General features: G+C 37.2%; 26 protein-coding genes, 1 pseudogene and 3 other annotated features (1 of these 30 only partly in view). Of the genes and pseudogenes, 23 read left to right on the top strand and 4 right to left on the bottom strand.

Annotated features, from left to right (window positions below; translation table 11 throughout):
• Positions 1-67 (top strand) — a binding site (T-box leader); it begins 165 nt to the left of the window's first position.
• A 94-nt stretch (positions 68-161) separates the two neighbouring features.
• The 15 genes and pseudogenes from thrS (at position 162) to ACTNEP_RS06555 (ending at position 13,577) form a co-directional block, all read left to right on the top strand.
• On the top strand, positions 162-2,105 hold the full coding sequence (gene thrS, locus ACTNEP_RS06625) for a threonine--tRNA ligase (protein ID WP_441160977.1): 1,944 nt from the start codon (positions 162-164) through the stop codon (positions 2,103-2,105).
• Between the two features lie 208 nt (positions 2,106-2,313).
• A complete protein-coding gene (locus ACTNEP_RS06620; protein ID WP_441160975.1) occupies positions 2,314-2,694 on the top strand; it encodes a GNAT family N-acetyltransferase in 381 nt (126 codons plus the stop codon).
• Between the two features lie 40 nt (positions 2,695-2,734).
• Positions 2,735-2,878 (top strand): annotated as a pseudogene (locus ACTNEP_RS06615) (GNAT family N-acetyltransferase); the annotation flags it as partial.
• A gap of 41 nt (positions 2,879-2,919) precedes the next feature.
• Positions 2,920-3,879: an alpha/beta fold hydrolase gene (locus tag ACTNEP_RS06610; RefSeq protein ID WP_441160974.1), complete on the top strand. Its 960-nt coding sequence runs from the start codon at positions 2,920-2,922 to the stop codon at positions 3,877-3,879.
• A 594-nt stretch (positions 3,880-4,473) separates the two neighbouring features.
• Complete coding sequence (locus ACTNEP_RS06605; protein ID WP_441160973.1) at positions 4,474-5,490, top strand: ABC transporter ATP-binding protein; 1,017 nt, start codon at positions 4,474-4,476, stop codon at positions 5,488-5,490.
• Positions 5,477-6,409 (top strand): ABC transporter ATP-binding protein, encoded by a 933-nt coding sequence (locus ACTNEP_RS06600; RefSeq protein ID WP_441160971.1) that lies wholly within the window; start codon positions 5,477-5,479, stop codon positions 6,407-6,409. Before ACTNEP_RS06605 ends, ACTNEP_RS06600 begins: the two co-directional genes overlap by 14 nt.
• A complete protein-coding gene (opp4B, locus tag ACTNEP_RS06595) occupies positions 6,410-7,372 on the top strand; it encodes an oligopeptide ABC transporter permease (RefSeq protein WP_441160969.1) in 963 nt (320 codons plus the stop codon).
• A gap of 15 nt (positions 7,373-7,387) precedes the next feature.
• The gene (locus tag ACTNEP_RS06590) at positions 7,388-8,287 is read left to right on the top strand and encodes an ABC transporter permease (protein WP_441160968.1); all 900 of its coding nucleotides are present in this window, start codon (positions 7,388-7,390) and stop codon (positions 8,285-8,287) included.
• A 16-nt stretch (positions 8,288-8,303) separates the two neighbouring features.
• The gene (opp4A, locus tag ACTNEP_RS06585; RefSeq protein ID WP_441160967.1) at positions 8,304-10,163 is read left to right on the top strand and encodes an oligopeptide ABC transporter substrate-binding protein; all 1,860 of its coding nucleotides are present in this window, start codon (positions 8,304-8,306) and stop codon (positions 10,161-10,163) included.
• Positions 10,164-10,384: 221 nt separating this feature from the next.
• Positions 10,385-10,517, top strand: a sequence feature (ribosomal protein L20 leader region).
• An 84-nt stretch (positions 10,518-10,601) separates the two neighbouring features.
• Entirely contained in the window at positions 10,602-11,108 is a 507-nt protein-coding gene (infC, locus tag ACTNEP_RS06580) for a translation initiation factor IF-3 (protein WP_441160966.1), read from the top strand.
• Positions 11,109-11,158: 50 nt separating this feature from the next.
• Positions 11,159-11,353 carry a 50S ribosomal protein L35 gene (gene rpmI, locus ACTNEP_RS06575; RefSeq protein WP_441160965.1) on the top strand — a complete coding sequence of 65 codons (195 nt, stop codon included), beginning with the start codon at positions 11,159-11,161 and terminating at the stop codon, positions 11,351-11,353.
• A gap of 72 nt (positions 11,354-11,425) precedes the next feature.
• A complete protein-coding gene (rplT, locus tag ACTNEP_RS06570; protein WP_441160964.1) occupies positions 11,426-11,782 on the top strand; it encodes a 50S ribosomal protein L20 in 357 nt (118 codons plus the stop codon).
• Between the two features lie 148 nt (positions 11,783-11,930).
• Positions 11,931-12,629 (top strand): DUF3784 domain-containing protein, encoded by a 699-nt coding sequence (locus ACTNEP_RS06565; protein ID WP_441160963.1) that lies wholly within the window; start codon positions 11,931-11,933, stop codon positions 12,627-12,629.
• A gap of 13 nt (positions 12,630-12,642) precedes the next feature.
• Positions 12,643-12,894 carry a DUF1294 domain-containing protein gene (locus ACTNEP_RS06560; protein WP_441160962.1) on the top strand — a complete coding sequence of 84 codons (252 nt, stop codon included), beginning with the start codon at positions 12,643-12,645 and terminating at the stop codon, positions 12,892-12,894.
• Positions 12,895-12,998: 104 nt separating this feature from the next.
• Entirely contained in the window at positions 12,999-13,577 is a 579-nt protein-coding gene (locus tag ACTNEP_RS06555; protein ID WP_441160961.1) for a TVP38/TMEM64 family protein, read from the top strand.
• 1 nt (position 13,578) lies between these two features.
• On the opposite strand, the gene ACTNEP_RS06550 is transcribed toward ACTNEP_RS06555, so the two are convergent.
• A complete protein-coding gene (locus ACTNEP_RS06550) occupies positions 13,579-13,962 on the bottom strand; it encodes a sigma-w pathway protein ysdB (RefSeq protein WP_441160960.1) in 384 nt (127 codons plus the stop codon).
• Positions 13,963-14,087: 125 nt separating this feature from the next.
• Between ACTNEP_RS06550 and ACTNEP_RS06545 the strand changes: the two genes are divergently transcribed.
• The 3 genes from ACTNEP_RS06545 (at position 14,088) to ACTNEP_RS06535 (ending at position 18,905) form a co-directional block, all read left to right on the top strand.
• The gene (locus tag ACTNEP_RS06545) at positions 14,088-14,573 is read left to right on the top strand and encodes a dUTP diphosphatase (RefSeq protein ID WP_441160959.1); all 486 of its coding nucleotides are present in this window, start codon (positions 14,088-14,090) and stop codon (positions 14,571-14,573) included.
• 16 nt (positions 14,574-14,589) lie between these two features.
• The gene (locus ACTNEP_RS06540) at positions 14,590-15,675 is read left to right on the top strand and encodes a M42 family metallopeptidase (protein WP_441160957.1); all 1,086 of its coding nucleotides are present in this window, start codon (positions 14,590-14,592) and stop codon (positions 15,673-15,675) included.
• A 443-nt stretch (positions 15,676-16,118) separates the two neighbouring features.
• Positions 16,119-18,905, top strand: coding sequence for a family 43 glycosylhydrolase (locus ACTNEP_RS06535; protein WP_441160955.1), 2,787 nt, complete (start codon positions 16,119-16,121; stop codon positions 18,903-18,905).
• 35 nt (positions 18,906-18,940) lie between these two features.
• On the opposite strand, the gene ACTNEP_RS06530 is transcribed toward ACTNEP_RS06535, so the two are convergent.
• Positions 18,941-19,570 (bottom strand): lytic transglycosylase domain-containing protein, encoded by a 630-nt coding sequence (locus ACTNEP_RS06530; protein ID WP_441160953.1) that lies wholly within the window; start codon positions 19,568-19,570, stop codon positions 18,941-18,943.
• A 160-nt stretch (positions 19,571-19,730) separates the two neighbouring features.
• On the bottom strand, positions 19,731-19,943 hold the full coding sequence (gene sspI / locus ACTNEP_RS06525; RefSeq protein ID WP_441160951.1) for a small acid-soluble spore protein SspI: 213 nt from the start codon (positions 19,941-19,943) through the stop codon (positions 19,731-19,733).
• A gap of 94 nt (positions 19,944-20,037) precedes the next feature.
• Between sspI and ACTNEP_RS06520 the strand changes: the two genes are divergently transcribed.
• From ACTNEP_RS06520 to pheT, 3 genes are all read left to right on the top strand, one after another.
• Complete coding sequence (locus ACTNEP_RS06520; protein ID WP_441160949.1) at positions 20,038-20,778, top strand: TrmH family RNA methyltransferase; 741 nt, start codon at positions 20,038-20,040, stop codon at positions 20,776-20,778.
• A gap of 58 nt (positions 20,779-20,836) precedes the next feature.
• Positions 20,837-21,073 (top strand) — a binding site (T-box leader).
• Between the two features lie 48 nt (positions 21,074-21,121).
• On the top strand, positions 21,122-22,156 hold the full coding sequence (gene pheS, locus ACTNEP_RS06515) for a phenylalanine--tRNA ligase subunit alpha (RefSeq protein WP_441160948.1): 1,035 nt from the start codon (positions 21,122-21,124) through the stop codon (positions 22,154-22,156).
• A gap of 15 nt (positions 22,157-22,171) precedes the next feature.
• Positions 22,172-24,598 (top strand): phenylalanine--tRNA ligase subunit beta, encoded by a 2,427-nt coding sequence (gene pheT, locus ACTNEP_RS06510; protein ID WP_441160946.1) that lies wholly within the window; start codon positions 22,172-22,174, stop codon positions 24,596-24,598.
• Between the two features lie 212 nt (positions 24,599-24,810).
• On the opposite strand, the gene rnhC is transcribed toward pheT, so the two are convergent.
• Positions 24,811-25,749, bottom strand: a complete 939-nt coding sequence (rnhC, locus tag ACTNEP_RS06505) for a ribonuclease HIII (protein WP_441160945.1) — start codon at positions 25,747-25,749, stop codon at positions 24,811-24,813.
• A 211-nt stretch (positions 25,750-25,960) separates the two neighbouring features.
• Between rnhC and zapA the strand changes: the two genes are divergently transcribed.
• Positions 25,961-26,221 (top strand): cell division protein ZapA, encoded by a 261-nt coding sequence (gene zapA / locus ACTNEP_RS06500; protein WP_441160944.1) that lies wholly within the window; start codon positions 25,961-25,963, stop codon positions 26,219-26,221.
• A 7-nt stretch (positions 26,222-26,228) separates the two neighbouring features.
• Positions 26,229-26,780 carry a CvpA family protein gene (locus ACTNEP_RS06495; protein WP_441160942.1) on the top strand — a complete coding sequence of 184 codons (552 nt, stop codon included), beginning with the start codon at positions 26,229-26,231 and terminating at the stop codon, positions 26,778-26,780.
• Positions 26,781-26,835 lie beyond the last annotated feature (55 nt).

Here is a 26,835-nt window from a genome sequence, read left to right as displayed (position 1 = left end):
TGTCAATGAGCTGCATTTCACATGCAGAAAATTGGGTGGAACCACGGGTTTAACGCTCGTCCCTTTACTAAGTTGTAGGGGGACGAGCGTTTTTTAATGATCATACAAATTCGGTTGTTCCCCAGTAATACATTCATCAATATAAAAAGGAGAATTGGCAAATGAGTAAGATTCATATTACGTTTCCAGATGGAACAATCAAACCTTTTGATAATGGAACTACTGGCGAAGAGATAGCAGCATCTATTTCACCAGGCTTAAAGAAACAGGCCTTAGCTGTTAAATTAGATGGTACATTATATGATTTACGCACACCGTTAAAGGCAGATGGTGCAATCGAGATCATTACGATCAAGACTGACGAAGGGCTTGATATTGTTAGACATTCTACTGCTCACCTTATGGCACAAGCAATTAAACGTCTATATGATAATGTGAAGCTAGGTGTTGGACCAACAATTGAAGATGGCTTTTATTATGATATTGAGATGGAAGAAACGATTACACCTGAAGATCTTCCACGTATCGAAAAAGAGATGAAACGAATTATCGATGAAAATTTAGAAGTAGTACGAAAAGAAGTTAGTCGTAATGAAGCAAAAGCTATTTATGAAGAAATTGGTGATGAGTTAAAGCTCGAACTATTAGATGCCATTCCAGAAGACGAAACAGTCACTATCTATGAGCAAGGTGAATTCTTTGACCTTTGCCGCGGTGTCCATGTACCACAAACTAGCAAAATCAAAGTGTTTAAGTTGTTAAGCATTTCTGGTGCATACTGGCGTGGTGACAGTAATAACAAAATGCTTCAACGTATTTACGGAACAGCGTTTGAAAAGCAAAGTCAGCTTGATGAGTATTTACGATTACGTGAAGAAGCAAAAGAACGCGACCACCGCAAGCTTGGAAAAGAACTTGGTATCTTCACCGTTTCACAAAAAGTAGGGCAAGGGTTGCCATTATGGCTACCCAATGGGGCAACTGTTCGTCGTACTATTGAACGTTATATTGTCGATTTGGAAGAGCGTCTCGGTTATGACCATGTCTATACACCTGTTCTGGGAAGCAAAGAATTGTACCAAACAAGCGGTCACTGGGATCATTACCAAGACGATATTTTCCCACCGATGCAAATGGATAATGAAGAATTAATCTTAAGACCGATGAACTGTCCACATCATATGATGGTTTATAAGAATGACTTACACTCTTATCGTGAATTACCGATTAGGATTGCGGAGCTCGGTACTATGCACCGTCATGAAATGTCTGGAGCACTGGCAGGACTGCAGCGTGTTCGTGGGATGACATTAAATGACGCACACATCTTTGCTCGACCTGACCAATTGAAAGATGAATTCATCCGCGTAGTAAAACTAGTAGAAAATGTCTACAAAGATTTTGGTATTGATGATTATTACTTCCGTCTTTCCTATCGTGATCCAGAGGATACAGAAAAGTATATCGATAACGATGAAATGTGGGAAAAAGCACAAAGCTTGTTAAAAGAAACAATGGAAGAGATGAACCTGGAATATGTGGAAGCAGAAGGCGAAGCAGCTTTCTACGGTCCAAAATTGGATGTACAGGTTAAAACAGCCTTAGGTAAGGATGAAACGTTATCTACTGTGCAATTAGATTTCCATTTACCAGAACGATTCGATCTGACTTATATTGGAGAAGACGGTAAAGAACACCGACCAGTGGTAATTCACCGTGGGGTCGTATCAACAATGGAACGTTTCGTTGCCTTTTTAATCGAAGAATATAAAGGAGCTTTCCCAACCTGGTTGGCACCAATTCAAGCACGTATTATTCCTGTATCTGCAGAAGTACATGCAGACTATGCGAAAAAAGTAGAAGAAGCATTACGAATCGAAGGGGTTCGTGTCGAAGTTGATCACCGTGATGAAAAAATAGGCTATAAAATCCGTGAAGCACAAACAGCTAAAATTCCATTTGCTCTTATTGTTGGCGACAAAGAAGTGGAAGCTAATGCAGTAAACGTTCGTCGTTACGGAGAAAAAGACTCTGAAACAATTGAGCTAGATGCGTTTAAGGCACTCATTATGGACGAAATTCAACATAAGAAATTACGTAACTAATAAAGATAGAAAAAGTGGTCCAGATCAAGAGCGATTTGGACCATTTTTTCTTATTGCTATGGTGATCATCCTAGCTCGTTCATCCTAATAGTTATTATGTTAAAATGAAGAGGTATATATAAATATCCAATAATAATGAAAAGATTGGGGTGAAATTCGTGAAAATTAGAGCTGCTACCATGACTGATACCCCTCATTAATTTCACTAATGGGTCAACTTGGTTACCCAACAACTATTGAGAAGTTTACGAAAAGGTTCAACACTATTATCACGGATCAAAGTTATCAAACTCTCGTGGCTGAATGGAAGGGAGATATTGTTGGGATGGTTGGTATTAGGACAGGCTTATTCTATGAGTATGATGGTTCATATGTGCAAATCGCTGCTTTTGTTGTAGACAAAAGATTTCGCGGAAAAGGAATAGGAGAACAGCTAATAAAAGAAATAGAATTTAGGGCAAACCAACATGGAGCTAAGTATATCGTCTTAAACAGCGGGAACCGAAAAGAAAGAGAAGAGGCACATAGATTTTATATGAAGATGGGATTTGAAGCAAACAGTATTGGATTCAGTAAAAAGCTTGATTAGGCAGTAGGACCGTTTACCATCCAGGAACCCATTATACTTAGTATTTTCTTTCAACAAAAAAGCGATTCATTTATACAAGAAATTAGGATTCGTTGAAGAAGGTAATAGTCGCGAAGCATTATTTAGAAATGGTCAATGGCATGACATACTACATATGGGAATATTACAAGAGGAATGGCATTAAAAGGATGGAAATGATGTACAAGAAGAACAGGGGGAATAGCTTTGCATTCCGAAAAAGGTGTTTATTTTAGTAAAGAGTACGTCGAAATGGATGGTCATCAAACAGGTTTATTTCTGGAGTCTACAGATTTTACTAAGCCTGTCTTACTGTTTCTGCACGGTGGACCTGGCTTTCCACAGTATGCTATTGTCAAAAATTCAAAGCTTTCATGGGAACAACACTTTACTGTTTGCTATTGGGAACAAAGGGGTGCTGGTATGTCATACAATGCATCCACACAAGGAGACCTAACATTAGAACGAATGCTGACAGATAGCTTGAAAATAACGCATTATTTAAAGGACAAGTTCAATAAAGAAAAAATCTACCTATGTGGACACTCTTGGGGCTCATTATTAGGTAGTATTGCCGTAAGTCGTAATCCCAAGCACTTTCATGCCTACATTGGTATTGGGCAGTTTGGCAGACATTTGGAATCAAATAGGCATACGTATGATTTTCTATTAGAGACAGCAATTGAGAAGGGAGACCGTAAAGCAGAGAAAGATATAAGGGCGGTCACGTTTGATGAAAATTACTATAAAAACAAGGATTACCGTAGAATACTGATAAGATATTTAGATCGGTATGGTGGAGGGGTGAAAAGAACTGGATATTCTAATTGGCAAGGGATGAAAGACCTGTTTACTTGTAAACAATACTCCTTGAAAGAGCGATTTAATATCCCAAAAGGAATTTACAGTAGTTATGATGCCTTATCTGAAATAATGAGAAATACGGATGCTGTGTTATTAGCTCCTCGGTTTGAAGTGCCTGTTTATATTATACAAGGTATCTATGATTATCAAACATCTTATAAAGAGGCAAAGCGTTTTTATGAAAAAATTGAAGCACCTTTGAAAAAGTTCTATACGTTTGAGGACAGTGCACATTCCCCTTTTATTGATGAAAAAGAAAAATTTATGCAAATTATAAAAGAGGATATTTTACGTATATCATAAAGAGAGTTTGTCTGAATGTATACATTCCTGATCCACAGTAAATCTATTGAGAGCAAGTAAGATATGTCAATAAGCATATCTTGCTTGCTCTTTTAATATATATAATTTAACTGTTGTATATATCTGTGTTTCGCTTGCATGAGTTGGAAAAAATTGCATTTAATATCATTCATTTTTTAGCATATACATTGTAATAATATAGAAATTAGTCATGTAAGCGATTGCTAAAAATCATAAAATGATAGTTATACGCAAAAATGCTGCTTATTCATTTCATGTAAGATTATTTACCAATAATGTAGATATGTACCTTTTTCTTATTGTAAACTATATGTAATTTAATTGAATAAATGGAAATTATTTCAATTGAAATGATAGAAGGTGATACGATAACTTACTTAAGAAAGAAAGTAAGAAATAATGGAAATAGCGAATATGTAATTAGGTCTTTTCTAACAAATCATACAGACAGATGTACATATCTATGTAGACATGACAAGCTTATACTAGAATATTTGTGAATATTATCACATGTTCCACTTTCTCCATTTTATACTAGTACTTTAATTCCGATCAAACGGGGTGAGCAAAGGAATGACAAAATTATTGGAAATTCGGAATTTACAGACCTCTTTTAAAATAAAAGATGATTATTATGCAGCAGTAGACAATGTCACACTTGATGTGAAAAGAAATGAAGTGGTGGCCATAGTTGGAGAATCAGGATGTGGCAAAAGTGCACTGGCTTTTTCAATAATGGGTTTACACAAAAAAGCCAAAACCAAGATAGAAGGTCAAATATATTATAAAGGTGATGACATTGCTAATGCACCACTTTCCAAGCTCAATCAATTACGAGGTTCTGAGATTGGTATGATCTTCCAGGATCCATTAACAGCGCTTAATCCGTTGACACCTGTCGGTAAACAGATTGAGGAGCCGCTGTTACTGCATCAAAAAATGTCTAAACAAGACCGAAAAAAAAGAGTAATCGAATTATTAGAGGATGTCGGGATACCACGCCCGAACCACATCTACCATCAATATCCACACCAACTATCAGGCGGAATGAGGCAACGAATTGTAATTGCAATTGCCATCGCGAATAAACCAAGCCTGCTCATTGCGGATGAACCCACTACCGCTCTCGATGTAACCATTCAATCACAAATTCTAGATTTGATAACAGAGTTAAAAGAAGAAATGCATGCAGGAGTGGTATTGATTACTCATGACCTTGGTGTTGTTGCAGAAATGGCAGATCGAGTTGCTGTTATGTATGCAGGTCAAATTGTCGAATCTGCTCCAGTTGAGGAGTTATTCGCAAACCCAATGCATCCGTACACACGCTCATTACTTGAATCTGTTCCATCTTCGTTAAGCAAAAAAGAGCGATTGCATGTTATTCAAGGTATAGTTCCTCCGTTACCGAATTTACCGCGTACAGGCTGTCGTTTTAAAACAAGAATACCGTGGATAGCAGATGAAAAACATGAAGAAACTCCTGTACTACATGAAGTGAAATCCAATCACTTTGTCCGTTGTACATGTTATAAACATTTTCACTTTTTAGACGAGCAGGAAGGAGGTTCGCAACATGGCGCTTCTTAAAATAGATGATTTGCATGTGCATTTTCCAATCCATGGTGGTTTGTTTAGACGTGTAGTCGATCATGTGAAAGCAGTTCACGGTGTATCGTTAGAATTGAAGCAAGGTGAAACATACGGGTTAGTCGGAGAATCCGGTTCAGGGAAAACAACTATAGGTCGAGCGATTGTAGGTTTAAACGATATTACCTCTGGAAAAGTATGGTTTGATGGAGAAGATTTAATGGAAAAAAATCGGACAAAGACTTTACGTAGAGAGATTCAAATGATTTTTCAAGATCCCTATTCATCATTAAATCCGAAAAAAAGAGTAATAGATATTATTGCTGAACCTCTACGTAATTTTGAGAAGTTTTCCAAACAGGAGGAAAGACAACGAGTAGAAGAGTTAGTGGAGAAAGTTGGATTGAGTAAAGAGAGCATTCTAAAATACCCACATGAGTTCTCTGGAGGACAAAGGCAACGCATCGGCATTGCCCGAGCCATTGCATTAAATCCAAAACTTATTATAGCTGATGAACCGGTATCAGCCCTCGATGTATCTGTACAAGCACAAGTTTTGAATTTTATGAAGGATTTGCAGCATGATCTAAATTTAACTTATTTACTTATTAGTCATGATTTAGGGATTATCCGACATATGTGTGATCGGATTGGGATTATGTATAAGGGGCGCCTCGTAGAAGAAGCAACTGCGGAAGAAATTTATGAAAATCCGCAGCACATTTATACGAAACGTTTAATTGCCTCTATTCCTGATATTGACCCCAAAAATCGGAAAAAAAGAGCCTCGTTACGAGAAGAAGTAAAACGTGATTATGAGAAAACATTAGGTCAGTACTTCGATGAAGATGGCTTTGCTTTTGATTTAAAACCAATTACCGCTACTCATTCTGTCGCAATGCCTGGGGAGGGAAGGTAGATGTGGATATTTACGATTCGGCGCATTTTAACCATGATTCCGCAAATTTTTTTGTTGAGTATTATCATATTTATTTTGGCTAAAATGATGCCAGGTGATGCGTTGACAGGATTAATTGATCCCAATATTGGGCCAGAAGCAATTGAAGCACAACGAGAAAGGCTTGGTTTAAATAATCCGTGGTATGTACAGTATTGGGATTGGATCAACAATCTGTTTCAGGGAGATTTAGGACAATCGTTTCAACATAAAATGCCAGTCACGGACATTATTAGTCAACGTTTGGTCAACACATTTTGGCTATCTGTATTGACCTTAATTCTAACCTACCTCATTGCTATTCCGCTTGGTTTACTTAGTGGTCGTTATAATGATACATTCATAGATCGGTTGATAACAGGTTATACCTATGTTGGCTTTGCAGCACCTATTTTCATTTTTGCGTTGATTATGCTATTTACATTCGGTTTTCAGCTTGGATGGTTTCCAACTAGTGGAAGTGTCACTCCAGGTACCGAACCAGGTACTTTCGCTTATTTTATGAGTAAGCTTTATCATATGCTGTTACCAGCACTGTCGATGGCGCTGATAACAACGGTCTCCACTGTCCAATATTTACGTAGCGAGATCATTGATACGAAACAGAAAGATTTTGTCCTACTTGCGAATGCAAAAGGGGCTAGTGAGTCACGTATTTACCGCAAACATATTTTTCGTAATGCTTTATTACCAGTTGCTGCATTTTTTGGTTATGAAATTACGGGTTTAATCGGTGGCTCCATCTTTATTGAGAATATATTTAGTTATCCTGGAATCGGACAACTGTTTTTAGATTCCTTAGTACAGCGTGATACAAGTGTTGTAACAGCACTAGTTTTACTTTTTGGGATAGCATCGATTCTTGGAGCTCTTATTTCCGATATTATCTTAAGTATTGTCGATCCTAGAATTCGAATGAAATAGCTGGGGGTGAGGTTAATGCTTGAAGTAAAAAGAATGAAACAAAGAGAATCATTACACAGTCCATCAAGTTGGTCCATTGTTTGGCGGGAAATAGTTCGCGATAAACTCGCACTTTTTTCATTAATGCTTTTAGGTTTCATTATTACCTTTGTATATGGAGTGTCGATCGTTTTAGATCAATCCGAAATTGTTAAAGTGGATTTGTTTGCCATCCATCAAGCTCCTTCCTCTGAGTTTTGGTTAGGAACTGATTACGGTGGACGGGATGTTTTCGGTCAATTAATCATCGGAACACGTAATTCCCTTTCGATAGGAATTTTAGTTACGCTTATCAGTGGTTTGGTTGGCATTACAGTTGGTATCGTTTCAGGTTATTTCGGGGGGAACACAGATAATATTTTAATGCGAATTTTAGATTTCTTCATGATTTTACCCACATTAATGATCGTGATTGTTTTTGTCAGTATTGTACCAGATTACACCATTATTGCTTTTTCACTCATCATGTCATCCTTTCTGTGGATGGGGATTGCGCGATTGATTCGATCAAAAGCATTGCAAGAAAAAGAACTAGATTATGTGAATGCTTCTAAAACCGTAGGCTCTTCCCATTTTAAAATCATTTTTACACAAGTTTTGCCGAATATTAGTTCATTGATCATTGTAACGATGACATTGAATTTAGCAGCGAACATCGGGCTGGAATCCGGCCTTTCCTTTTTAGGATTTGGTTTTCCTGAAAGTACACCGAGTCTTGGAACGCTTGTTAGCTATGCGAGAAATCCTCAAACATTGGAATACAGGTGGTGGATTTGGGTACCTGCATCATTATTAATTTTAATTTTGATGTTGAGTATAAATAACGTTGGTCAAGCGTTAAAACGTGCGACTGACGCAAAACAAAGAAGAGGTTAAAAAGGGAGGAATCAAAATGTCGAAGGATCGATTACGTTTTTTGCTTATGGCAGTTGTAGCATCACTTGTATTACTGCTTGTCGCTTGTAATGATAATGCAGAAGAAACGGGGGAAGAATTAGATAATGGCACTGATGCAGATGAAACTGCAGAAGTGGAAGAAAGTGGGGAAGAGGAAGAAGATGGTGAAGACACAGGGGAACTTTATTCCATTGATGACTTTTCTAACGTTAAAGGAGAAGATGAAGCGCTGATTGAAGGTGGAGAATTATCGTTTGGACTTGTTACAGATACTCCTTTCGCTGGTCTGTTAAATTATAACTTTTATGATGGGACTTATGATGCTGAAGTATTAGGATGGTTCGATGAAGGTTTATTAACCTGGGATGAAAATTATGTTTACACGAATGATGGTGCGGCAACATATGAAGTAAGTGAGGATAATCATACGGTAACATTAACTATTCGAGATAATGTGAACTGGCATGATGGTGAACCGGTAACAGCAGAAGACGTACTGTTTGCTCATGAAGTTATTGCTCATCCTGATTACGATGGAGTACGGTTTGATGGAACATTACAAAATGTAGAAGGAATTGTAGAATATCATAATGGGGAAGCTGATACGATTTCTGGTATTGAAATAGTGGATGATAAAACAGTGAAAATTACGTATAAAGACGCAACTCCTTCATTAATTACAGGTGGTATTTGGACATATCCATTAGCAAAGCATATTTTTGGTGATATGGATGTCGCCGATATTTCCTCTTCACCAGAGCTTCGTCAAAATCCAATTGGTATTGGTCCTTATAAAGTAGAGAGCATTGTGCCAGGAGAGTCTGTAGTTTATACCAAAAATGAAGATTATTGGCGAGGAGAGCCTGCATTAGATAAAGTGACATTAAAAGTTATTAATCCGAATGTAGTGGCAGAATCATTAAAGAATGGTGAAGTAGATATCGTAAGTAGTTTTCCGGTTGATCAATTCCCTGATAATGCCGATGCATCGAACTTAACTTGGCTAGGAACTGTCGATCGTGCCTATACGTATATCGGCTTTAAGCTGGGTGAATGGGATGATGAAAATAATGTGAATGTCTATAATCCAGATGCGAAAATGGCAAATGTTAATTTACGAAAAGCAATGGCACATGCTGTGGATAATGATACAGTAGGTGAACGCTTCTATCACGGATTAAGATGGGCTGCAACAACGTTAATTGCGCCATCTCATCCAGAGTTTCATGATAGTGAAAATGAAGGATTGCCTTACGATCCTGAACTTGCTAACCAGCTTCTTGATGAAGCGGGGTATGTTGATGTGACAGGTGATGGTTTACGTGAAGATCCAGATGGAAATGAGCTTATTATTAACTTTGCTTCTATGAGTGGTGGCGAAACAGCTGAACCATTAGTGCAGTATTATATTCAGGCATGGGAGCAAGTTGGTTTAAACGTGCAGATGCTTGAAGGTCGTTTACATGAATTTAATTCATTCTATGATCGTGTGGAAGCAGATGACCCGGATATTGATATTTATCAAGCTGCATGGACGGTTGGCATTGATGTGGACCCAGGTGGTTTATACGGTGAAAATGCATTTTACAATATGACTCGATGGGTAAACGATGAAAATAATCGATTAATTAACGAAGGCTTATCACAAGAAGCCTTTGACATTGATAAACGTATCGAGATTTATAAAGAATGGCAGCAACTAATGGTTGAGGAAGTACCTGTATTCCCAACAGTCTATCGTGCTGACGTTATTCCGGTTAATAACCGTGTACAAAATTATGCGATAGGTGATGGAACGGGAGTTTACCGGTATGAAGTAGGTGTTTCAGCAGAGGAGCCAGAAGTGGCAGAATAACTACGCGAAAGGGAAAATCAACAAAAATAAGAAAGAAGCTTCTCAGCTTGGATAGAGACTTCTTTCTCTTTTTTTATCAAGGCTTTACTCATCTGTAAAACTCCTATTGAGGGAAGGCTTGCTTTATAGTAAAATAGAAAGAACAGATTTGTATAGGTTATCCTATTGACATGTAATTGGACAGATGATAAGATATGTTAAGTGAATTAAATATGATCACGAGAGACAAGTAGAAGCACCCGCTTCTCACCTGATTGACGCAGGATTGTTGTTGACAGGTATGAAATCCGACTTATTTGTAATGAAATTCAGGATGTGTGGGTGCAGTATGTGTACCGGCACTTTTTTTTATGAATATTTTAAACTTGTCTAGTTAAAATGATCATGTTTCATTACGCTTTTATTAAATTTCGGAGGTGGCTGATTATTAGCAAAGATATGAATGTCAATGAGAGTATTCGTGCACGCGAGGTGCGTCTCATTGATTCAAATGGGGATCAATTAGGAGTTAAATCTCGTCAAGAAGCGTTGGACATTGCTCAAACAAGAAACCTTGATTTAGTGCTGGTAGCTCCAAAAGCAAAACCGCCAGTATGTCGTATTATGGACTACGGTAAATTCCGTTTTGAGCAACAAAAGAAAGAAAGAGAAGCACGTAAAAAACAAAAAGTAATTAACGTCAAAGAAGTTCGTTTAAGCCCTGGTATTGAAGAGCATGATTTCAATACGAAGCTTCGTAATGCACGTAAATTCTTGACTAAAGGAGACAAAGTTAAAGTCTCTATTCGCTTCCGTGGACGTGCGATTACCCATAAAGAGTTAGGTCAAAAGGTCTTAGAACGTATGGCAGAAGAATGTAATGATCTTTCAACTGTTGAGCAAAAAGCAAAAATGGAAGGCCGCAGTATGTTCATGATGCTTGCACCTATAAACGAAAAGAAATAACGCGCTTGTAAAGCGAAAGTTAAATAGATTTAGTTTAGGAGGAAGTAATAATGCCAAAAATGAAAACCCACAGCGGAACAGCTAAAAGAATGAAAAAGACAGGTTCTGGGAAGGTAAAACGTTCCCATGCATATACAAGTCACATGTTTGCAAACAAGTCTCAAAAACAAAAGCGTAAACTTCGTAAGTCCGCTCTTGTATCAGCTGGAGACTACAAACGCATTAAACAAATGCTACCTAAATAAAGTAGAAAAGCGAACGTGACCGAAGGAATAAAATAACACAAATGATTTGTTGATTTATAGGAGGGAATTATTATGGCACGTGTTAAAGGTGGAACAGTTACACGTAAACGTCGTAAACGTATATTAAAGCTAGCTAAAGGTTATTATGGTGCAAAACATTCACTATTCAAAACAGCAAAACAACAAGTAATGAAGTCTGGTCAGTATGCATATCGTGACCGTCGTCAGAAAAAACGTGATTTCCGTAAACTTTGGATTTCTCGTATCAATGCTGCGGCACGTATGAACGATCTTTCTTACAGCCGTTTCATGCACGGATTAAAGCTTGCTGGTATTGAAGTTAATCGTAAAATGTTAGCTGATTTAGCTGTAAATGATCAAAAAGCATTTGCACAATTAGCAGATCAAGCAAAATCTGCTTTAAAATAAGACAGCAATAGATAATAACGGGTAGTTCTGGTATAGAGCTATCCGTTATTTTTTTGAACTGAAACTTTTTTATGATTAGTTACGTAAAAAAGGTTGATGGAGGGAGGAGTTAAAGCTGGATAAAAGTTTCATTATTTTTATTATAACTATGGGCTGGGCATTACTTATTTTTGGTGGTCTTACTTTTCTAATCGTAAAGCAAAAAGACTATTTTTTGATTTCTGGATTTGCTAATCGTCCGAAAGAGGAGCAAGAATATTTAAAACAAAACGGATTCATCGACGCATTAGGTAAATTACTCATTTGTGCATTTATTTTATTTGCTGTTTCATTTATACTTGGATTATTCTCTGTACCATTTGGCTTTGAGATCGGGCTGGCTGTTTTTACGATTGTGTTATTGACAGGAACCATTTGGATACAGCGTTATGAAGTCCCGCATAAACGGAAGAAAAACTATTGGATATTAGGTAGTGTCTGGGCGGTGACCTTTTTGTTTCTAATAGGTCTCTCTGTATATAGTCTCAGTGAAAATGAAATAGCAGTAGAAGAGGATCATTTAATTATTTCCGGTATGTATGGAAATGAAGTTTCTTTTTCCGATATTGAACAGGTAGTGAAAATGAACCAATTTCCCGAGGTGATTGTCAGAATAAATGGGTTTGCAATGAATAATAGGTTAAAGGGTAAATTCCAGATAGCAGGTTACTCGGAAACCGTTACATTGTTTATCTCAGGCGACTCCACTGCTTATCTTGTTGTAAAAACGAAGGAGGATACCATTATTTTTAATAGGGATACAGAAACAGAATTAGATAGATTATATCAACAATTACAAACATACTAAGGTTGTGAATCAAATGTTTATATATGCAACAATTATTAATAGTCTTTCGTTATGGACAATGTGGATAGACAAAAGAAAAGCTAGGAATAATAAATGGCGAATACCAGAGAGTCGAATCTGGTTATTGGCTATTATTGGTGGAGCATTAGGAGCCACTATCGGAATGCATCTATTTCGTCATAAAACGAAACATACACTATTTGTAATAGGGTTACCTATCCTCATGATCATGCAATCGGCTCTCGTTATTTTCTATTACATATAAAGCGAAACCTCCAATTGTGACGGAGTTATGGTGGAAAGCACCGTGATAATTGTTGTCATAAAGGCTCGTCTCTTGTCATATTATTTAAGGAAGGGAGCTGATGAATGATGCCAATTGAAATGATTAATCAAATAAAAGTAATGGAAAGCTATGCATTTGTAGCTCCAATGTTGTTCATTATGGTGCATGTTCTTCGCCCTCTGTTATTTATTCCGGTCTTGTTATTATGTATTGCAGGAGGGATTGTATTTGGCTTGTTAGCCGGTACCATTTATTCGATTATTGGTTTAACGATTTCCAGCATTTTATTTTATTTGATCATTCATTTGTTACCTGCTATCGAAAAGCGCTGTAAACGATTGGAAGAAAAATTGTTAGGCAAACAACTGTCACTAAACACTATTCAAATTATGCTTTTAAGGATGCTGCCTTTTATACATTTTCATCTATTGTCCTTTTGTATCTATAAAAAATCCGTAAGCTTTACTTCATACTTACGGACGACATTTTTAACTGTGATACCAGTTGCTTGTTTTTATACGACGTTAGGTAAGACCATACAAGAAATATCCATATATTATGCAGTTCCATTAGTAATAATGGTACTAATCCTTGCTTATTTGGTGAGAAAAAAGCAGGTAGCTATTAAGTGGCAAACCTTTTTCCAACAAAAGACAGCTTGAATTATTTTAAATGCAGTTTATTAATCGGATATTTCCATTCTATTTCAGCGTGAGGATAACGAATCAGTATTTCTTCTTCAAGGAAGTAAAGGTCCTTACGCTCAAACCCCTTTAATTTCTCCGGATTTCTCGTGTGTATCACAATGGTAATGACTTCAAAAGCATCTTCTGTTGTACCTAAATACTTTTCTCCTTCAAACAAAAATCCTTTGTACGTAATAAAAAAGTTTTTCTTAATATTATCATTGTAATCAAGGAAATAAAAATCCCCTTTTTCCTGAGCGATTTCCAGTTTTCTTTTAGGATTGACGATATATTTATAAGCAGTATATATTAATACAATCATTGCAATTACAACAAGAAAACGAAAAAGTATGACGATCACAAACATCAACTCCTATAAACAGACTTCTATAAAGGCTTACGTTTTTTTCAATGCTTTGGTTTCAATAAAATAAAAGAAACATGCTATAATATGAGAATAAATACAAGAACTAGAGGGAGAACAAAATGAATTGGCGAACACTTTTTAATATGCAACGAGAATTAGATAACTATATTTTAGCACAACATGATTTGAAAGACGAAAATGTTTTCGATAAAAAGGTGCTAGCACTATTAGTTGAAGTTGGTGAATTAGCGAATGAAACGAGGTGTTTCAAATATTGGAGTGTAAAACCAGCTAGTGAAAAATCTATCATTGCCGAGGAATACGTTGATGGTATTCATTTTATCCTATCATTAGGGTTGGAGTTGGGTCTTGATCAATATCAGCCTGATAATCTCGAGAATGCTGAAGACTTAACAGCGCTATTTCACCAAGTTTTCCGCACGATTTCGGAGCTGAAGGAAGAAAAAACAGTTACAGCGTATAAACAACTCTTTGATACATATATAAAATTAGGAGAGAAATTAGGCTTTTCGGCAAATGATATAAAAAATGCATATGTAGATAAAAATAAAATTAACTTTGAACGACAAAATCAAGGTTATTAACAAGGAGGAAAAAAGTATGTCAAATTATGAACAATTAACCATGTTAAAGGAATTGACAGATGCACGAGGAATTCCGGGCAATGAGAAAGAAGTACGTGAAGTAATGAAGAAATGGATCTCCCCATATGCTGACAAAGTATATACGGATCATCTTGGAAGTTTAATCGCCGAAAAGAACGGAGCTGACAAGGGTCCCAAAATTATGGTTGCTGGACACTTGGATGAAGTTGGTTTTATGGTAACTCGGATTGATGATAAAGGCTTTGTTTATTTTCAAACAATTGGTGGTTGGTGGAACCAAGTAATGCTTGCACAGCGTGTTACTATTTTGACTCATAATGGAGACGTTACTGGTGTCATTGGTTCAAAACCACCTCATATTCTGTCAGCAGAAGCTCGTAAAAAGCCAGTAGAAATCAAAGATATGTTTATTGATATTGGGGCATCAAGCAAAGAAGAGGCTGCTGAATTCGGAGTGAAGCCAGGCGATTCGGTTGTACCTTATTTTGAATTTACCCCACTAAAAAATGAAAAATTACTACTAGCTAAAGCATGGGATAACCGTATTGGTTGTGCGATAGCGATTGAAGTATTGCGCAGGTTGAAAGGGGAAGACCATCCTAACCGTGTATATGGTGTTGCAACCGTCCAGGAAGAGGTTGGGTTACGAGGTGCAAAAACATCAGCACATGCAATTGAACCGGACATTGGCTTTGCAGTAGATGTAGGTATTGCAGGAGATACACCAGGTATTTCAGATAAAGATGCAGATAGTAAATTAGGAGATGGCCCGCAAATTGTCCTCTATGATGCATCCATGGTGTCTCATAAAGGACTAAGAGATTTTGTGGTGGAGACAGCTGACCAACATCAAATTCCCTATCAATACGCTCAAATGGCAGGTGGTGGGACCGATGCTGGTTCTATACACTTAACAGCAAATGGCGTACCAGCACTATCGATTACGGTTGCAACTAGATATATACACACACATGCTGCGATTTTACATCAAGATGATTTTGAGAATACAGTGCAACTGATCGTGGAAGTAATTAAAAAGTTGGATAAAGATACCGTTGATCATATCACATTTTCATCATGATAAGTGAGGCTGTGACATAACTAAATAGGTAGAACGAGAATCCGAACAATCTGAACAAAGCGTTTGCTAAATAGGTAGTATACGCAGACTTTCATGTTCGGATTTTTTCTATCTAATTACTCTTTTGTCCCAGGCCTCATTTTTTTAAGCTACCAGATTAAGAAGCTCTTCCTGATCTCAGATCTGAACTATTTCATTAATGAAACAAGATGAGTATAAATTTGTTTGTTATTTTTTGGATTACTACTTGTCAGGATTAAATTAATATAGTAAAGTATTTTTTAGATTAACTTATAAATGAATGAAGTTATATCAATTAACTTCATTGTTAATTGATATATTATTCAATATACAGGAGGTGTTTAACGCGTAAATATATTTGTTTTAAAAAAATGTAACCGCTTTTATGATGGGTGAGTATGAAAAATATTGGAGGGGAAATGATGAAGAAAACTTTTATTGCTTTACTTTCTTTTTTATTGGTGATACAAACAATCGAAATTACTTTAACTGCGGAAGAACTATCACCTCCAACTTATACAGAAGCATCCGTACACGATCCTTCGGTGATTTTTACGAATAACGAATATTATGTTTTTGGCTCCCACCTTGCAGCTGCTAAAACGCCAGATTTAATGAACTGGGAACAAATTGAAGGGGATGGTGTTAATCCTGCTAATTCCTTATTTGAAGATGTAACTGAGGAATTAGAGGAGGCGTTAACATGGGCACAAACAGATACTTTATGGGCGCCAGATGTCATTCAATTGGAAGCTGATGGCAGATATTATATGTACTATAATGCATGTGAAGGCAGTTCTCCACGTTCTGCGATGGGGATTGCCGTTTCTGATAATGTTGAAGGACCATATGAGGACTTAGGTCTGATTTTAAGATCTGGTATGACGGAAGAAGAATCAGCAAGTATTGATGGGACGCCATATGATGAGCAACATTACCCTGAAGTATATGATGCAACTAATCATCCCAATGTAGTAGATCCTGACGTATTTTACGATAAGGAAGGAAAACTGTGGATGGTGTATGGATCCTATTCTGGGGGAATTTATATTCTAGAGTTAGACCCTGAAACAGGAATACCTTTTGAAGGTCAAGGATACGGTGAGAAGTTACTCGGAGGTAACCATAGTCGTATAGAAGCACCTTATATTGTCTATCATGAAGAAACAGATTATTATTATCTCTATTTATCATACGGAGGACTTGATGCTGTAGGAGGTTATAATGTTCGGGTGGCGCGTTCAGAAAATCCCAATGGACCGTATTATGATATTCAAGGTAATCATATGCTTGATGTGAAAGGCAGGGAAGGCACCTTTTTTGATGATGAGTCCATCGCACCAACTGGGACTAAAATTATTGGCAATCATTTGTTTGAAAAGAATTTTGGTGAGCCTGGAAGTGAAACCGGTTACGTTTCTCCTGGACATAATTCTGTTTTTGTAGATCCTGAAACAGGTGAACAGTTTTTAATTTTCCATACCCGCTTTCCAAATAGAGGTGAAATACATGAAATTAGAGTTCATCAAATGTTTATGAATGAAGATGGCTGGCCAGTCGTTGCTCCATTTAGATATAGTAAAGAAACACTTGCAGAACCAAATGTGGATGAAGTAGCTGGTGCCTATAAATTTATTTCATTTACTTCTGCTATAGGAGAACATATGGATCGTTCCGTTATCATACAGTTAAATGAAGATGGCTCGATTTCGGGGGAAGTGGAAGGTTTCTGGCAACTAAACGGAAGTAATATAGTTGTTACCGTTGACGATCAACAATATAAAGGTGTTGTAATCAAACAATGGGATCCGGTAGCTGAGAAGGAAACAATAACATTTTCTGCATTAGCCGAGAATGGTCTGAGTATATGGGGCACAAGAACAGAGATAAGTGGTTTTTCTGATCAAGATATTGTCGATATGGTAGCTGCAAGTTTAACTATTGGCGATACATCACAGGTTATGGGGGACTTGCAACTTCTAACAGAAGGAGATGAAGGTTCTACTATTTTATGGGAATCATCTAATCCAGAGGTTGTAAGTAATAAAGGTACAGTTCAGCGCCCTAATAGGGGAGAAGAGCCAGAAGAACTTAGATTAACTGCAACTGTAACAAAAGGTAATGCTGTTGCAACAAGAACATTTGATATTACGGTTATTCCAGAAACATACAGAGGTTTAGTAGCACATTACAGTTTTGAAAATGATTTGTCTGATGAAGCTGGGAATGTAGGTAATGGTACCATAACCGGTGATCGTCTTCACAATGAAGGCGGAGAAATTACCTTTGAAGAAGGAAAAGTAGGACAGGCCGCAAAATTTAATGGTGAATCAGGCATTCGTTTACCAGATGGTTTAATCGATAGTTTTGAATATTCTGTGGCATTATGGTTAAAGCCCGAAGCATTCAACAGTTATACACCTTCATTCTTTGGTGCAAGTGCGGAAAATAGTTGGGTCAGTCTTCTGCCGAATGGATTTGGCAGCCAAACAATGCTTTGGTCAGGCGAACAGTGGTATGATGGAGAAACTGGTATCCAGATTCCTTTAAATGAATGGAGTCATGTAGTATTTACCGTTGACCGTGGAGATTTATCCATATATATTGATGGGGCAAAAGTTACAGAGATGTCTGACTTTCCAAATGTATTTAATACATTAGAGGCTTCCTTCGGGTTAGGTGTTAACTATTGGGATTTGCCTTACCAAGGTTTAATAGATGAGCTTTATATTTATAACAATCAGGTTTTGACAGAAGATCAAATCGAAAATTATTGGAATAATGGCAGCTTTTCCTTGGATACAAGTGAGCTTGAACAACTGTTAGAATCAGCTCGCTCTTTAGTGAACGATGATAAATATACAATGGAATCAAGGAATGAGCTATCTAAAGTAATGGAATCGATTCAAGAAATGATGGCAGATTTTAGCAGTTGGCGGGAAATTGAAGACGCAAAACAAAAACTAGAAACTGCGATCCAACAATTGGAAGTGGCTGATGATGGAAATGGTGGGAAGAAACCGATAGATCCACGTGAACCATCCTCCGACGTTGTAACAGAACAAGAGGTGAACGATGAGGATCTAGCTGAAGAGCATGAAAATTATCTGCCTGATACAGCTACGAACATGTTTAATTGGTTAGTAGTCAGTGCATTATTACTTGTAATAGGTGGTGGGCTCTATATCAGAAGTGTGACTAAGCAATAACAGAAACAACCCTTTTCGCTTAGGAAAGGGTTGTATTATGCTAAATATTTGCCAAGAACCTTTTGAACATAGGCTTGCGTTTCTTTAAATGGTGGAACACCATGGTATTTATCAACATTTCCAGGACCAGCATTATAGGCAGCTAATGCCAACGTTTTGTTCCCATTATACCTGTCTAGCATTTGTTTTAAATATTTTACTCCACCGAAAATATTTTCAACTGGATCAAAAGGATTTTGAATACCTAATCCTCTCGCTGTATCGGGCATTATCTGCATTAATCCTTGCGCACCGGCATGACTTACAGCATGTTGATTGTAATTGGATTCTGTCTGGATAACAGCGTCAATTAATTTTGAATCTATATTATATTGCATAGCTGCTTCTTCAATTATGGAAGTAATATTTTTTGAAGCAGTCGTACTACGAGAAATATTATTTGCAGAATTGTTTACTAGCTGTGACCTTATTGACGGAACTAACTCAGTATTATTTAGAGACTGCGTAACAGAAGAATCGTTATATGTATGAAAAGGTTGTTGCTCTCCTGACATGGATTCGATTAACTGTCTAAAATTAGTACTCAAATTGCTATTATTATTCGTGTTGGTTAAGGTTGACATTGCCTGCATTTCTATTAAGTGACGAATAGATTGTACGTTCAATGAAACGCTCTCCCTTTTGGTAAAATTTATCTATAATAAATATACAATTTATCCTACAAAAAAGCAATATTATATGTAAAAAGTAAAAGGACTTGATTAAAATCAAGTCCTTTTGGCTCAGGTTTATCTCCCTTATTTTTCACTTCTACGGTTAAACATGTTATTGCTTATTGACTGCTTGTTCCAATGTATCAAGTACTTCTGTCTTTTCCGCTTCATCTGCTTGTTGCCAATATAATTCAAATAAAACACCTAAACCAGGAAGCATTTTTTCTTCTCCACTTTGAATGGCATCGACAATTGTAGCTTCTAAATCACTAGCAGAATTACCAGACACATTAGACATGATTGCTTTTCTTAAATTTAAATCCATTTTATCACCCCACCTCAAGCATTTTTCATTATAGTTTGACCTGTATAAAGAATAATATGTATGATAGAAACATCAAAAAATGAGGAATGAGATTATGTTAACATCTGTAAAAAATGAAAAAGTGAAGAATTGGCGAAAATTAAAGAAGAAAAAAGAGCGGGACTTACAGTCAAAATTTATGATAGAGGGCGTTCATTTAATAGAAGAGGCACACAAAAGCGATTGGGAAATTATTGAAGTTATCTATCAAGCCGGTGTTGAAATTGCTCAGGAATGGAATCAATATCCTTTATATGAAGTATCAGATAATGTCATGGCAGCTCTTACCGATACCAAAACACCTCAAGGTATATTGGCGGTAGTAAATAAAAACAAATCAAGTGAACAGCAGATCGAGCGTGCTTTACTGATAGATCGTGTGCAAGATCCGGGCAATTTAGGAACAATGATTCGTACTGCAGATGCAGCAGGATTTGATACTGTCATTTTAGGAAAAGGAACCGTTGACTTATTTAATGAAAAAGTTATCCGATCTACCCAAGGATCGATCTTTCATCTCGATATTTATGAAGCAGATTTACATGAAGAAATCGATCGATTACAAAGTGAAGGCACCGAAATATGGTCCACAGCGCTTGAGAATGCCACAGATTACCATGAAGTACGAGTGCCAGAAAAGATTGCCATTGTAGTTGGAAATGAAGGAGCTGGTATTGACCAAAACCTAATCAAAAAAGCCAATCAAAATGTAAAAATTCCGATCTATGGTAAGGCAGAATCGTTAAATGTTAGTGTTGCTGCTGCGATCCTTATGTACGAAGTAGCAAAAAAATGAAGAGTTGGACTTGCATCATTTGCTATGCTTGCTTATACTATATGAAGTAAAGACAATTATAAAAGCGTTGAAAGAGCCAGTAAATGTGTGGATAATCGTTTCAAGGGAAGAAGTACCATAGACTGCAAGTGCTTCTAACGATCACATATTGAAATTTCACTCTGGAGCTGACACTTGGACCTTGCTTGGCAAGTAAAGGTGTTCCGGTTAATACCGTTATCTCTTAACTTGAGTGGATATAGTCTAACTATGTCAACAAGGGTGGTACCGCGATACATACAGTCTCGTCCCTTTACCTGGGGCGGGATTTTTTTATTTGAAATGAAAAAAGGAGGTTCACAAAATGAAAGAACAGTTACAAGCATTGGAAAAAGAAGCACTGCAACAAATAGACGAAGCAATCTCACTAAAAGAATTACAAGATGTACGGGTAGCTTACTTAGGAAAAAAAGGACCGATTACAGAAGTATTAAGAGGCATGGGTAAATTATCGAAAGAGGAGCGACCTGTGATTGGTGAACTAGCCAATAAGGTTCGTGGAAATATCGCAGAGGCGATCGATAGCAAAAAGGCAAATATTGAAGCAGCAGAGCTGGAAAAACAACTGGAAGAAGAAACAATTGATGTGACATTGCCTGGAAGACCTGTACCAACAGGCGGACCACACCTTTTAACAAGTATTGTGGAAGAAATAGAAGACCTATTCATTGGTATGGGATTTGAAGTGCGAGAAGGTCCAGAAGTGGAAACAGATTATTATAACTTTGAGGCACTTAATCTGCCAAAAGGGCACCCAGCACGTGATATGCAGGATTCGTTCTATATTACGGAAGAAATCTTGATGCGTACTCATACATCGCCTGTACAGGCAAGAACGATGAATGCAATGGAAGATAAACAACCTGTTAAGATGATTTGTCCAGGAAAAGTGTACCGTCGCGATACAGATGATGCCACACACTCCCATCAATTTACTCAAATCGAAGGGCTGTATGTGGACAAAAATGTACGCATGAGTGATTTAAAAGGAGTGCTAGATCGATTCGCAAAGCAAATGTTTGGTGAAGATCGCGAAATTCGTTTGCGTCCTAGCTTTTTCCCTTTTACAGAGCCATCTGTTGAAATGGATATATCCTGTAAAGTATGTAATGGAAAAGGCTGTAGTGTATGTAAACAAACTGGCTGGATTGAAATCCTTGGAGCTGGAATGGTTCATCCCCGTGTATTGGAAATGGCGGGATATGATCCAACGGTTTATAGCGGTTTTGCATTTGGAATGGGTCCAGAGCGAATTGCCATGTTGAAATACGGGGTCGACGATATTCGTCATTTCTATACAAACGATATTCGATTCTTGAAGCAGTATCATCAAGCATAAGAAGGAGGCTATACGATGTTCGTATCATTAAATTGGTTAAAAAATTATGTAGATATCGATCAATTATCCCCTGAAGATTTGGCCGAGCGTATTACCAAATCAGGGATTGAAGTAGAGGGATTAGAGCGTTTTGCGAGTCCAGCTAATAATGTAGTTGTCGGTTATGTGGAAAGCTGTGAAAAGCATCCTAACGCAGATAAATTAAATTTATGTCAAGTGAATGTTGGGGATGAAAAGCTCCAAATTATATGTGGTGCACCAAATATTGCACAAGGTCAGAAGGTTGCCGTGGCAAAACCTGGTGCTGTATTACCAGGTAACTTTAAGATAAAAAAAGCAAAATTACGTGGTGTGGAATCAAATGGAATGATTTGCTCCCTACAAGAATTAGGAGTGGAAGAGAAATTCGTACCAAAGGAATTTGCGAGTGGCATCTTCGTTTTTCCTGAAGATACAGCAATTGGTGCAGATGTAACGGAACTACTGAATCTGGATGATATTATCTTAGAGCTTGGCTTAACTCCTAACCGATCAGATGCATTAAGTATGATTGGTGTTGCTTATGAAGTAGCAGCTATTTTGGATGTACCAATTCGCCTACCACATACCGACTATCATACAGAAGAAGAAAAAGCAGAGAGTCATGTTTCTGTGACAGTCGAAGCTACCGAACAAAATCCATATTACGGTGCATTTGTAGTAAAGGGTGTCAAAGTTGGCCCCTCACCACTATGGATGCGTAATTATTTAATGGCTGCAGGTATTCGCCCGATTAATAATGTGGTAGATATTACAAACTATGTATTATTAGAATATGGACAGCCATTACATGCATTTGATTTTGACAAGTTCGGATCAAATGAAGTAGTTGTCAGAATGGCAAATCAAGGCGAAAAATTCGTAACATTAGATGATCAGGAACGAATATTAACTAGTGAACATTTAGTGATTACCAATGGAAAAGAGCCTGTTGCCCTTGCCGGAGTAATGGGTGGTGCTGATTCAGAGGTTTCAGACCAAACTACTACAGTTTTAATAGAGGCGGCCTATTTTGAAGGACAGACGGTTCGTAAAGCTTCAAAGGATTTCGATTTACGTAGTGAATCAAGTAATCGATTTGAAAAAGGAGTAGATCCTAATCGTGTACGTAAGGCTGGTGAGCGTGCTTGCCAATTGCTGCAGCAATATGCGGGTGCCACAGTTTTAGATGGTATTGTAGAAGATGGCCAATTAGATTTGACAGAACAAACAGTAACTATCTGGACTTCTACTATTAATGATCGGTTAGGAACGAATATTTCCGATGATGAAATTGCGGATATCCTTCGTAAATTAAACTTTAACTATGAGCAGGATGGTGAAACCTTTACTGTTTATGCTCCAACACGCCGCCAAGATATTGTCATTTTTGAAGATATGGTAGAAGAAGTGGCACGTATTTATGGCTATGATCATTTACCTTTCACCTTACCTAGCGGTGGTGCTCAAGCAGGAGGTCTAACAAAACAGCAGGAATTAAAACGTCATATCAAGCGATTCATGGAAGGTGCTGGTCTATCTGAAACGGTTACCTATTCATTAACAAGTAAGGAACGGGCAACGGAGCTTGTCAGTCCGGAAGTAGCAGAAGAGTTGATTTCTCCTGTCTCCTTAGCAATGCCAATGAGTGAAGAACACAGTACGTTACGTTTAAGCATCTTACCTGAAATGTTAGCTTCTGTAGCTTACAATCTAGCGAGAAAACAAGAAAATATAGCGTATTACGAATTAGGCAGTATCTTCCTATCTAAAGAGGAAAAAGTAACACAACAACCAGAAGAAAAATTACGCTTAGCAGCGGCCTTGACAGGTGAATGGCTTACACATCCATGGCAGCAGGAGAAAAAAGCGGTTGATTTCTTTGTCGTAAAAGGCATCTTGGAAGCATTATTTGAATCCTTGAATCTTGACGTTACCTTTAAACAAGCGAAAGTGGATGGAATGCACCCTGGTAGAACTGCGCAGTTATTTGTTAATGATCGGGCAATTGGATTTGCAGGGCAGGTGCACCCGCAATTACAGAAAGACTATGACCTGAAAGAAACATATGTATGGGATATCGATATCGATTACCTTCTTCATATTCATGCAAACGAGCCAAGTTTTGCGAAGATACCACGTTATCCTAGCGTAACAAGAGATATCGCATTAGTTGTCGATGAAGCTGTACAGGCTGGTGAATTACAAACAACGATTGCACAAGCGGGTGGAGAATTGGTCAAGGATATTCAAGTATTTGATGTCTATCAAGGCGAGCATCTAGAAGACGGAAAGAAATCTATAGCTTTTAGCTTGTTCTATCAAGACCCTGAAAGAACGCTAACCGATGAAGAAGTAGAGGCATCTTACCAAGCGATTTTAGCTGCAGTAGCAAGTGAACATCAGGCAGAATTAAGAGGATAAATCAAAAGACTGCAACAATTATAAGTTGCAGTCTTTGTTTTGAGATAAGAAGTATATATGCTTTTATTCACCAAGCCTATGGAAAACGGAGCAATCACATCGGAGCGGTTAACACCGTCTCTGTACAAGTTCATGTAAATCGAAGAAGCTAAGTGGGAGAAACGGATACTCGACCCTCAGCCGGGAAATAAAATTTCCTGCTAAGAGAAGCTTCACTTTATATACTTGATTGCTTTTTCTGTATTAGCGAAGTGTGTTTTTGCCACGTTTGATAATGCATCGAAACCATTTTTCTTGATAAAATAAGCAGCAGCTTCATCGACCTTGCTTGAAGCTCCTTTTGGAATGGTAAAACCGTATCGATTGGATAGCTCGTCCATTTCCTTTACGAATTTAGCACGAGCAATAATCGAAGCAGCAGCAACAGAAGTTGAATAGCTTTCAGCCTTTGTCATAAAGAAAGTGTCTTTTGCTAATTGTAACCCTTCTTGACTAATATGTTTCAAATAAGAAGATGGCTGACAAAATTGATCAATTAGGATACCATGTAGGGGTGAGTTGTCGATTTTTGTCAATAACTTTTGGATAGCATGTTGGTGAAGCATCGCCTTCATCTTACCTTGATTCCAACCTTTTTTCTGAAGTTTGTTATATTTAATATTATCCAATGTTAACAAAGTATAAGGAATCTTCTCTCGGACTATTTCTTTAGCAAGCATGCCAATGTTGCGGTCTGTTAACGTTTTGGAATCAGTAATACCCATTGATTTTAATAGAGGTATTTTTTCTTCTGAGACATAAACAGCACTGACAGTAATTGGGCCAAAATAGTCACCTGTTCCTGCTTCATCTGTACCGATATGGGCATGTGTGAACAAAGATTCAGGAGGCTGGTAATGATGGTGATTAACGGAACTTTTTGAATGGCTTTTAGATGTTTTCTCTGTAGCCGACTTATTCCATTTGGCAGCTTCTTGTTGAGCGCCAGCACCCTGGAACATCACTTTTCCTGATAGATAGGCAGTAACAGTCACGTTATTGATTTTTGCTAAGAAAAGACTATTCGGGGGTTCTTTGATAATATATTTTTTGTAATAATCCTCTATGTGAGATAACTCATTTTGAGGAAATTGTAAAACTACAGTTGACAATAGTATTCGTCCTTTCTTCATTGATAAAAGCGCTCAGAATATACGAACTTCCAATGTTCATGATTTTACCTTCCATTTAGGTTTTAAATTAGTTCGCCTAGCGCTTTTATTATAAGTATAACAAAGATTGGTTTTATCAGAATAGTTTTCTATTTGTGAGCTTCATGTTAATATTAATTTTAAGGTTATTTGTCTATAAGGGGGAATCAAGGTGTCCCAGCCAGAAAAATCGCGAACTACTGTTGATATATATGGAAGATCATATAATATTGTAGGAAATGAAAAACCTGAACAAATTCGTGTGGTAGCAAATTTAGTAGATGAAAAAATGCGTGAAATACACGCTCTAAATAAATCATTAGATTCCACTAACTTAGCTGTGCTGACAGCTGTAAATACAATGAATGATTATATTAAATTAAAAGAAGATTTTGAAGTGTTGCAAAAATTACTTGAGGAGAAAGAGGAATAATTTTGTCATGGTTAATTTTATACTGATTTTTTTATTAATTGTTGGGGTGCTTGTCGGTCTCAGAAGAGGTTTTATACTACAAGTACTTCATCTTACTGGATTCATTATCGCTTTTATCGTAGCAGCTACATATTATGATGACGTTGCTTCGAAATTAGAATTATGGATTCCGTATCCTGAATTAATGTCTGATTCTTCATGGGCTGTCTTTTTAGAGTCGTTACCATTAGAAGCGGCCTATTATAATGCAATTGCATTTGGGGTATTATTCTTCGTTACGAAAATACTCTTACAAATCATAGCAACAATGCTTGATTTTGTTGCAGATCTACCAATATTGCGGATTTTTAATAGTTGGCTTGGAGCAATTTTAGGATTTATTGAAGTTTATTTGCTTATGTTTATTGTGTTATATATTTTAGCACTAGCACCTGTTTCATTTATCCAGGAATATATCGATGGTTCCCTTATTGCTACCAATATTATTGAAAATACACCAGTGTTATCGGAAAAATTAACGACGTTTTTGTTTGAGAATGACCCATTCAATAATGGTTAATTTTTATTACCCTTGCAGTTGAAGTAAGCAAGGGTATTTCACTTGTAAAATATAA

The sequence above is a fragment of the Gracilibacillus sp. HCP3S3_G5_2 genome, from assembly GCF_052063305.1.
Classification (GTDB): domain Bacteria; phylum Bacillota; class Bacilli; order Bacillales; family Amphibacillaceae; genus Gracilibacillus.
This window is presented reverse-complemented; position numbering and strand designations above follow the sequence as displayed.

What these genes read in the sequence shown, in the direction of transcription:
- thrS (WP_441160977.1), top strand. Translation starts at nt 162, where the DNA reads ATGAGTAAGATTCATATTACGTTTCCAGATGGAACAATCAAACCTTTT.
- ACTNEP_RS06620 (WP_441160975.1), top strand. Translation starts at nt 2,314, where the DNA reads ATGGGTCAACTTGGTTACCCAACAACTATTGAGAAGTTTACGAAAAGG.
- ACTNEP_RS06605 (WP_441160973.1), top strand. Translation starts at nt 4,474, where the DNA reads ATGACAAAATTATTGGAAATTCGGAATTTACAGACCTCTTTTAAAATA.
- ACTNEP_RS06600 (WP_441160971.1), top strand. Translation starts at nt 5,477, where the DNA reads ATGGCGCTTCTTAAAATAGATGATTTGCATGTGCATTTTCCAATCCAT.
- opp4B (WP_441160969.1), top strand. Translation starts at nt 6,410, where the DNA reads ATGTGGATATTTACGATTCGGCGCATTTTAACCATGATTCCGCAAATT.
- ACTNEP_RS06590 (WP_441160968.1), top strand. Translation starts at nt 7,388, where the DNA reads ATGCTTGAAGTAAAAAGAATGAAACAAAGAGAATCATTACACAGTCCA.
- opp4A (WP_441160967.1), top strand. Translation starts at nt 8,304, where the DNA reads ATGTCGAAGGATCGATTACGTTTTTTGCTTATGGCAGTTGTAGCATCA.
- infC (WP_441160966.1), top strand. Translation starts at nt 10,602, where the DNA reads ATGAATGTCAATGAGAGTATTCGTGCACGCGAGGTGCGTCTCATTGAT.
- rpmI (WP_441160965.1), top strand. Translation starts at nt 11,159, where the DNA reads ATGCCAAAAATGAAAACCCACAGCGGAACAGCTAAAAGAATGAAAAAG.
- rplT (WP_441160964.1), top strand. Translation starts at nt 11,426, where the DNA reads ATGGCACGTGTTAAAGGTGGAACAGTTACACGTAAACGTCGTAAACGT.
- ACTNEP_RS06565 (WP_441160963.1), top strand. Translation starts at nt 11,931, where the DNA reads ATGGGCTGGGCATTACTTATTTTTGGTGGTCTTACTTTTCTAATCGTA.
- ACTNEP_RS06560 (WP_441160962.1), top strand. Translation starts at nt 12,643, where the DNA reads ATGTTTATATATGCAACAATTATTAATAGTCTTTCGTTATGGACAATG.
- ACTNEP_RS06555 (WP_441160961.1), top strand. Translation starts at nt 12,999, where the DNA reads ATGATGCCAATTGAAATGATTAATCAAATAAAAGTAATGGAAAGCTAT.
- ACTNEP_RS06545 (WP_441160959.1), top strand. Translation starts at nt 14,088, where the DNA reads ATGAATTGGCGAACACTTTTTAATATGCAACGAGAATTAGATAACTAT.
- ACTNEP_RS06540 (WP_441160957.1), top strand. Translation starts at nt 14,590, where the DNA reads ATGTCAAATTATGAACAATTAACCATGTTAAAGGAATTGACAGATGCA.
- ACTNEP_RS06535 (WP_441160955.1), top strand. Translation starts at nt 16,119, where the DNA reads ATGAAGAAAACTTTTATTGCTTTACTTTCTTTTTTATTGGTGATACAA.
- sspI (WP_441160951.1), bottom strand. Translation starts at nt 19,943, where the DNA reads ATGGATTTAAATTTAAGAAAAGCAATCATGTCTAATGTGTCTGGTAAT.
- ACTNEP_RS06520 (WP_441160949.1), top strand. Translation starts at nt 20,038, where the DNA reads ATGTTAACATCTGTAAAAAATGAAAAAGTGAAGAATTGGCGAAAATTA.
- pheS (WP_441160948.1), top strand. Translation starts at nt 21,122, where the DNA reads ATGAAAGAACAGTTACAAGCATTGGAAAAAGAAGCACTGCAACAAATA.
- pheT (WP_441160946.1), top strand. Translation starts at nt 22,172, where the DNA reads ATGTTCGTATCATTAAATTGGTTAAAAAATTATGTAGATATCGATCAA.
- ACTNEP_RS06495 (WP_441160942.1), top strand. Translation starts at nt 26,229, where the DNA reads ATGGTTAATTTTATACTGATTTTTTTATTAATTGTTGGGGTGCTTGTC.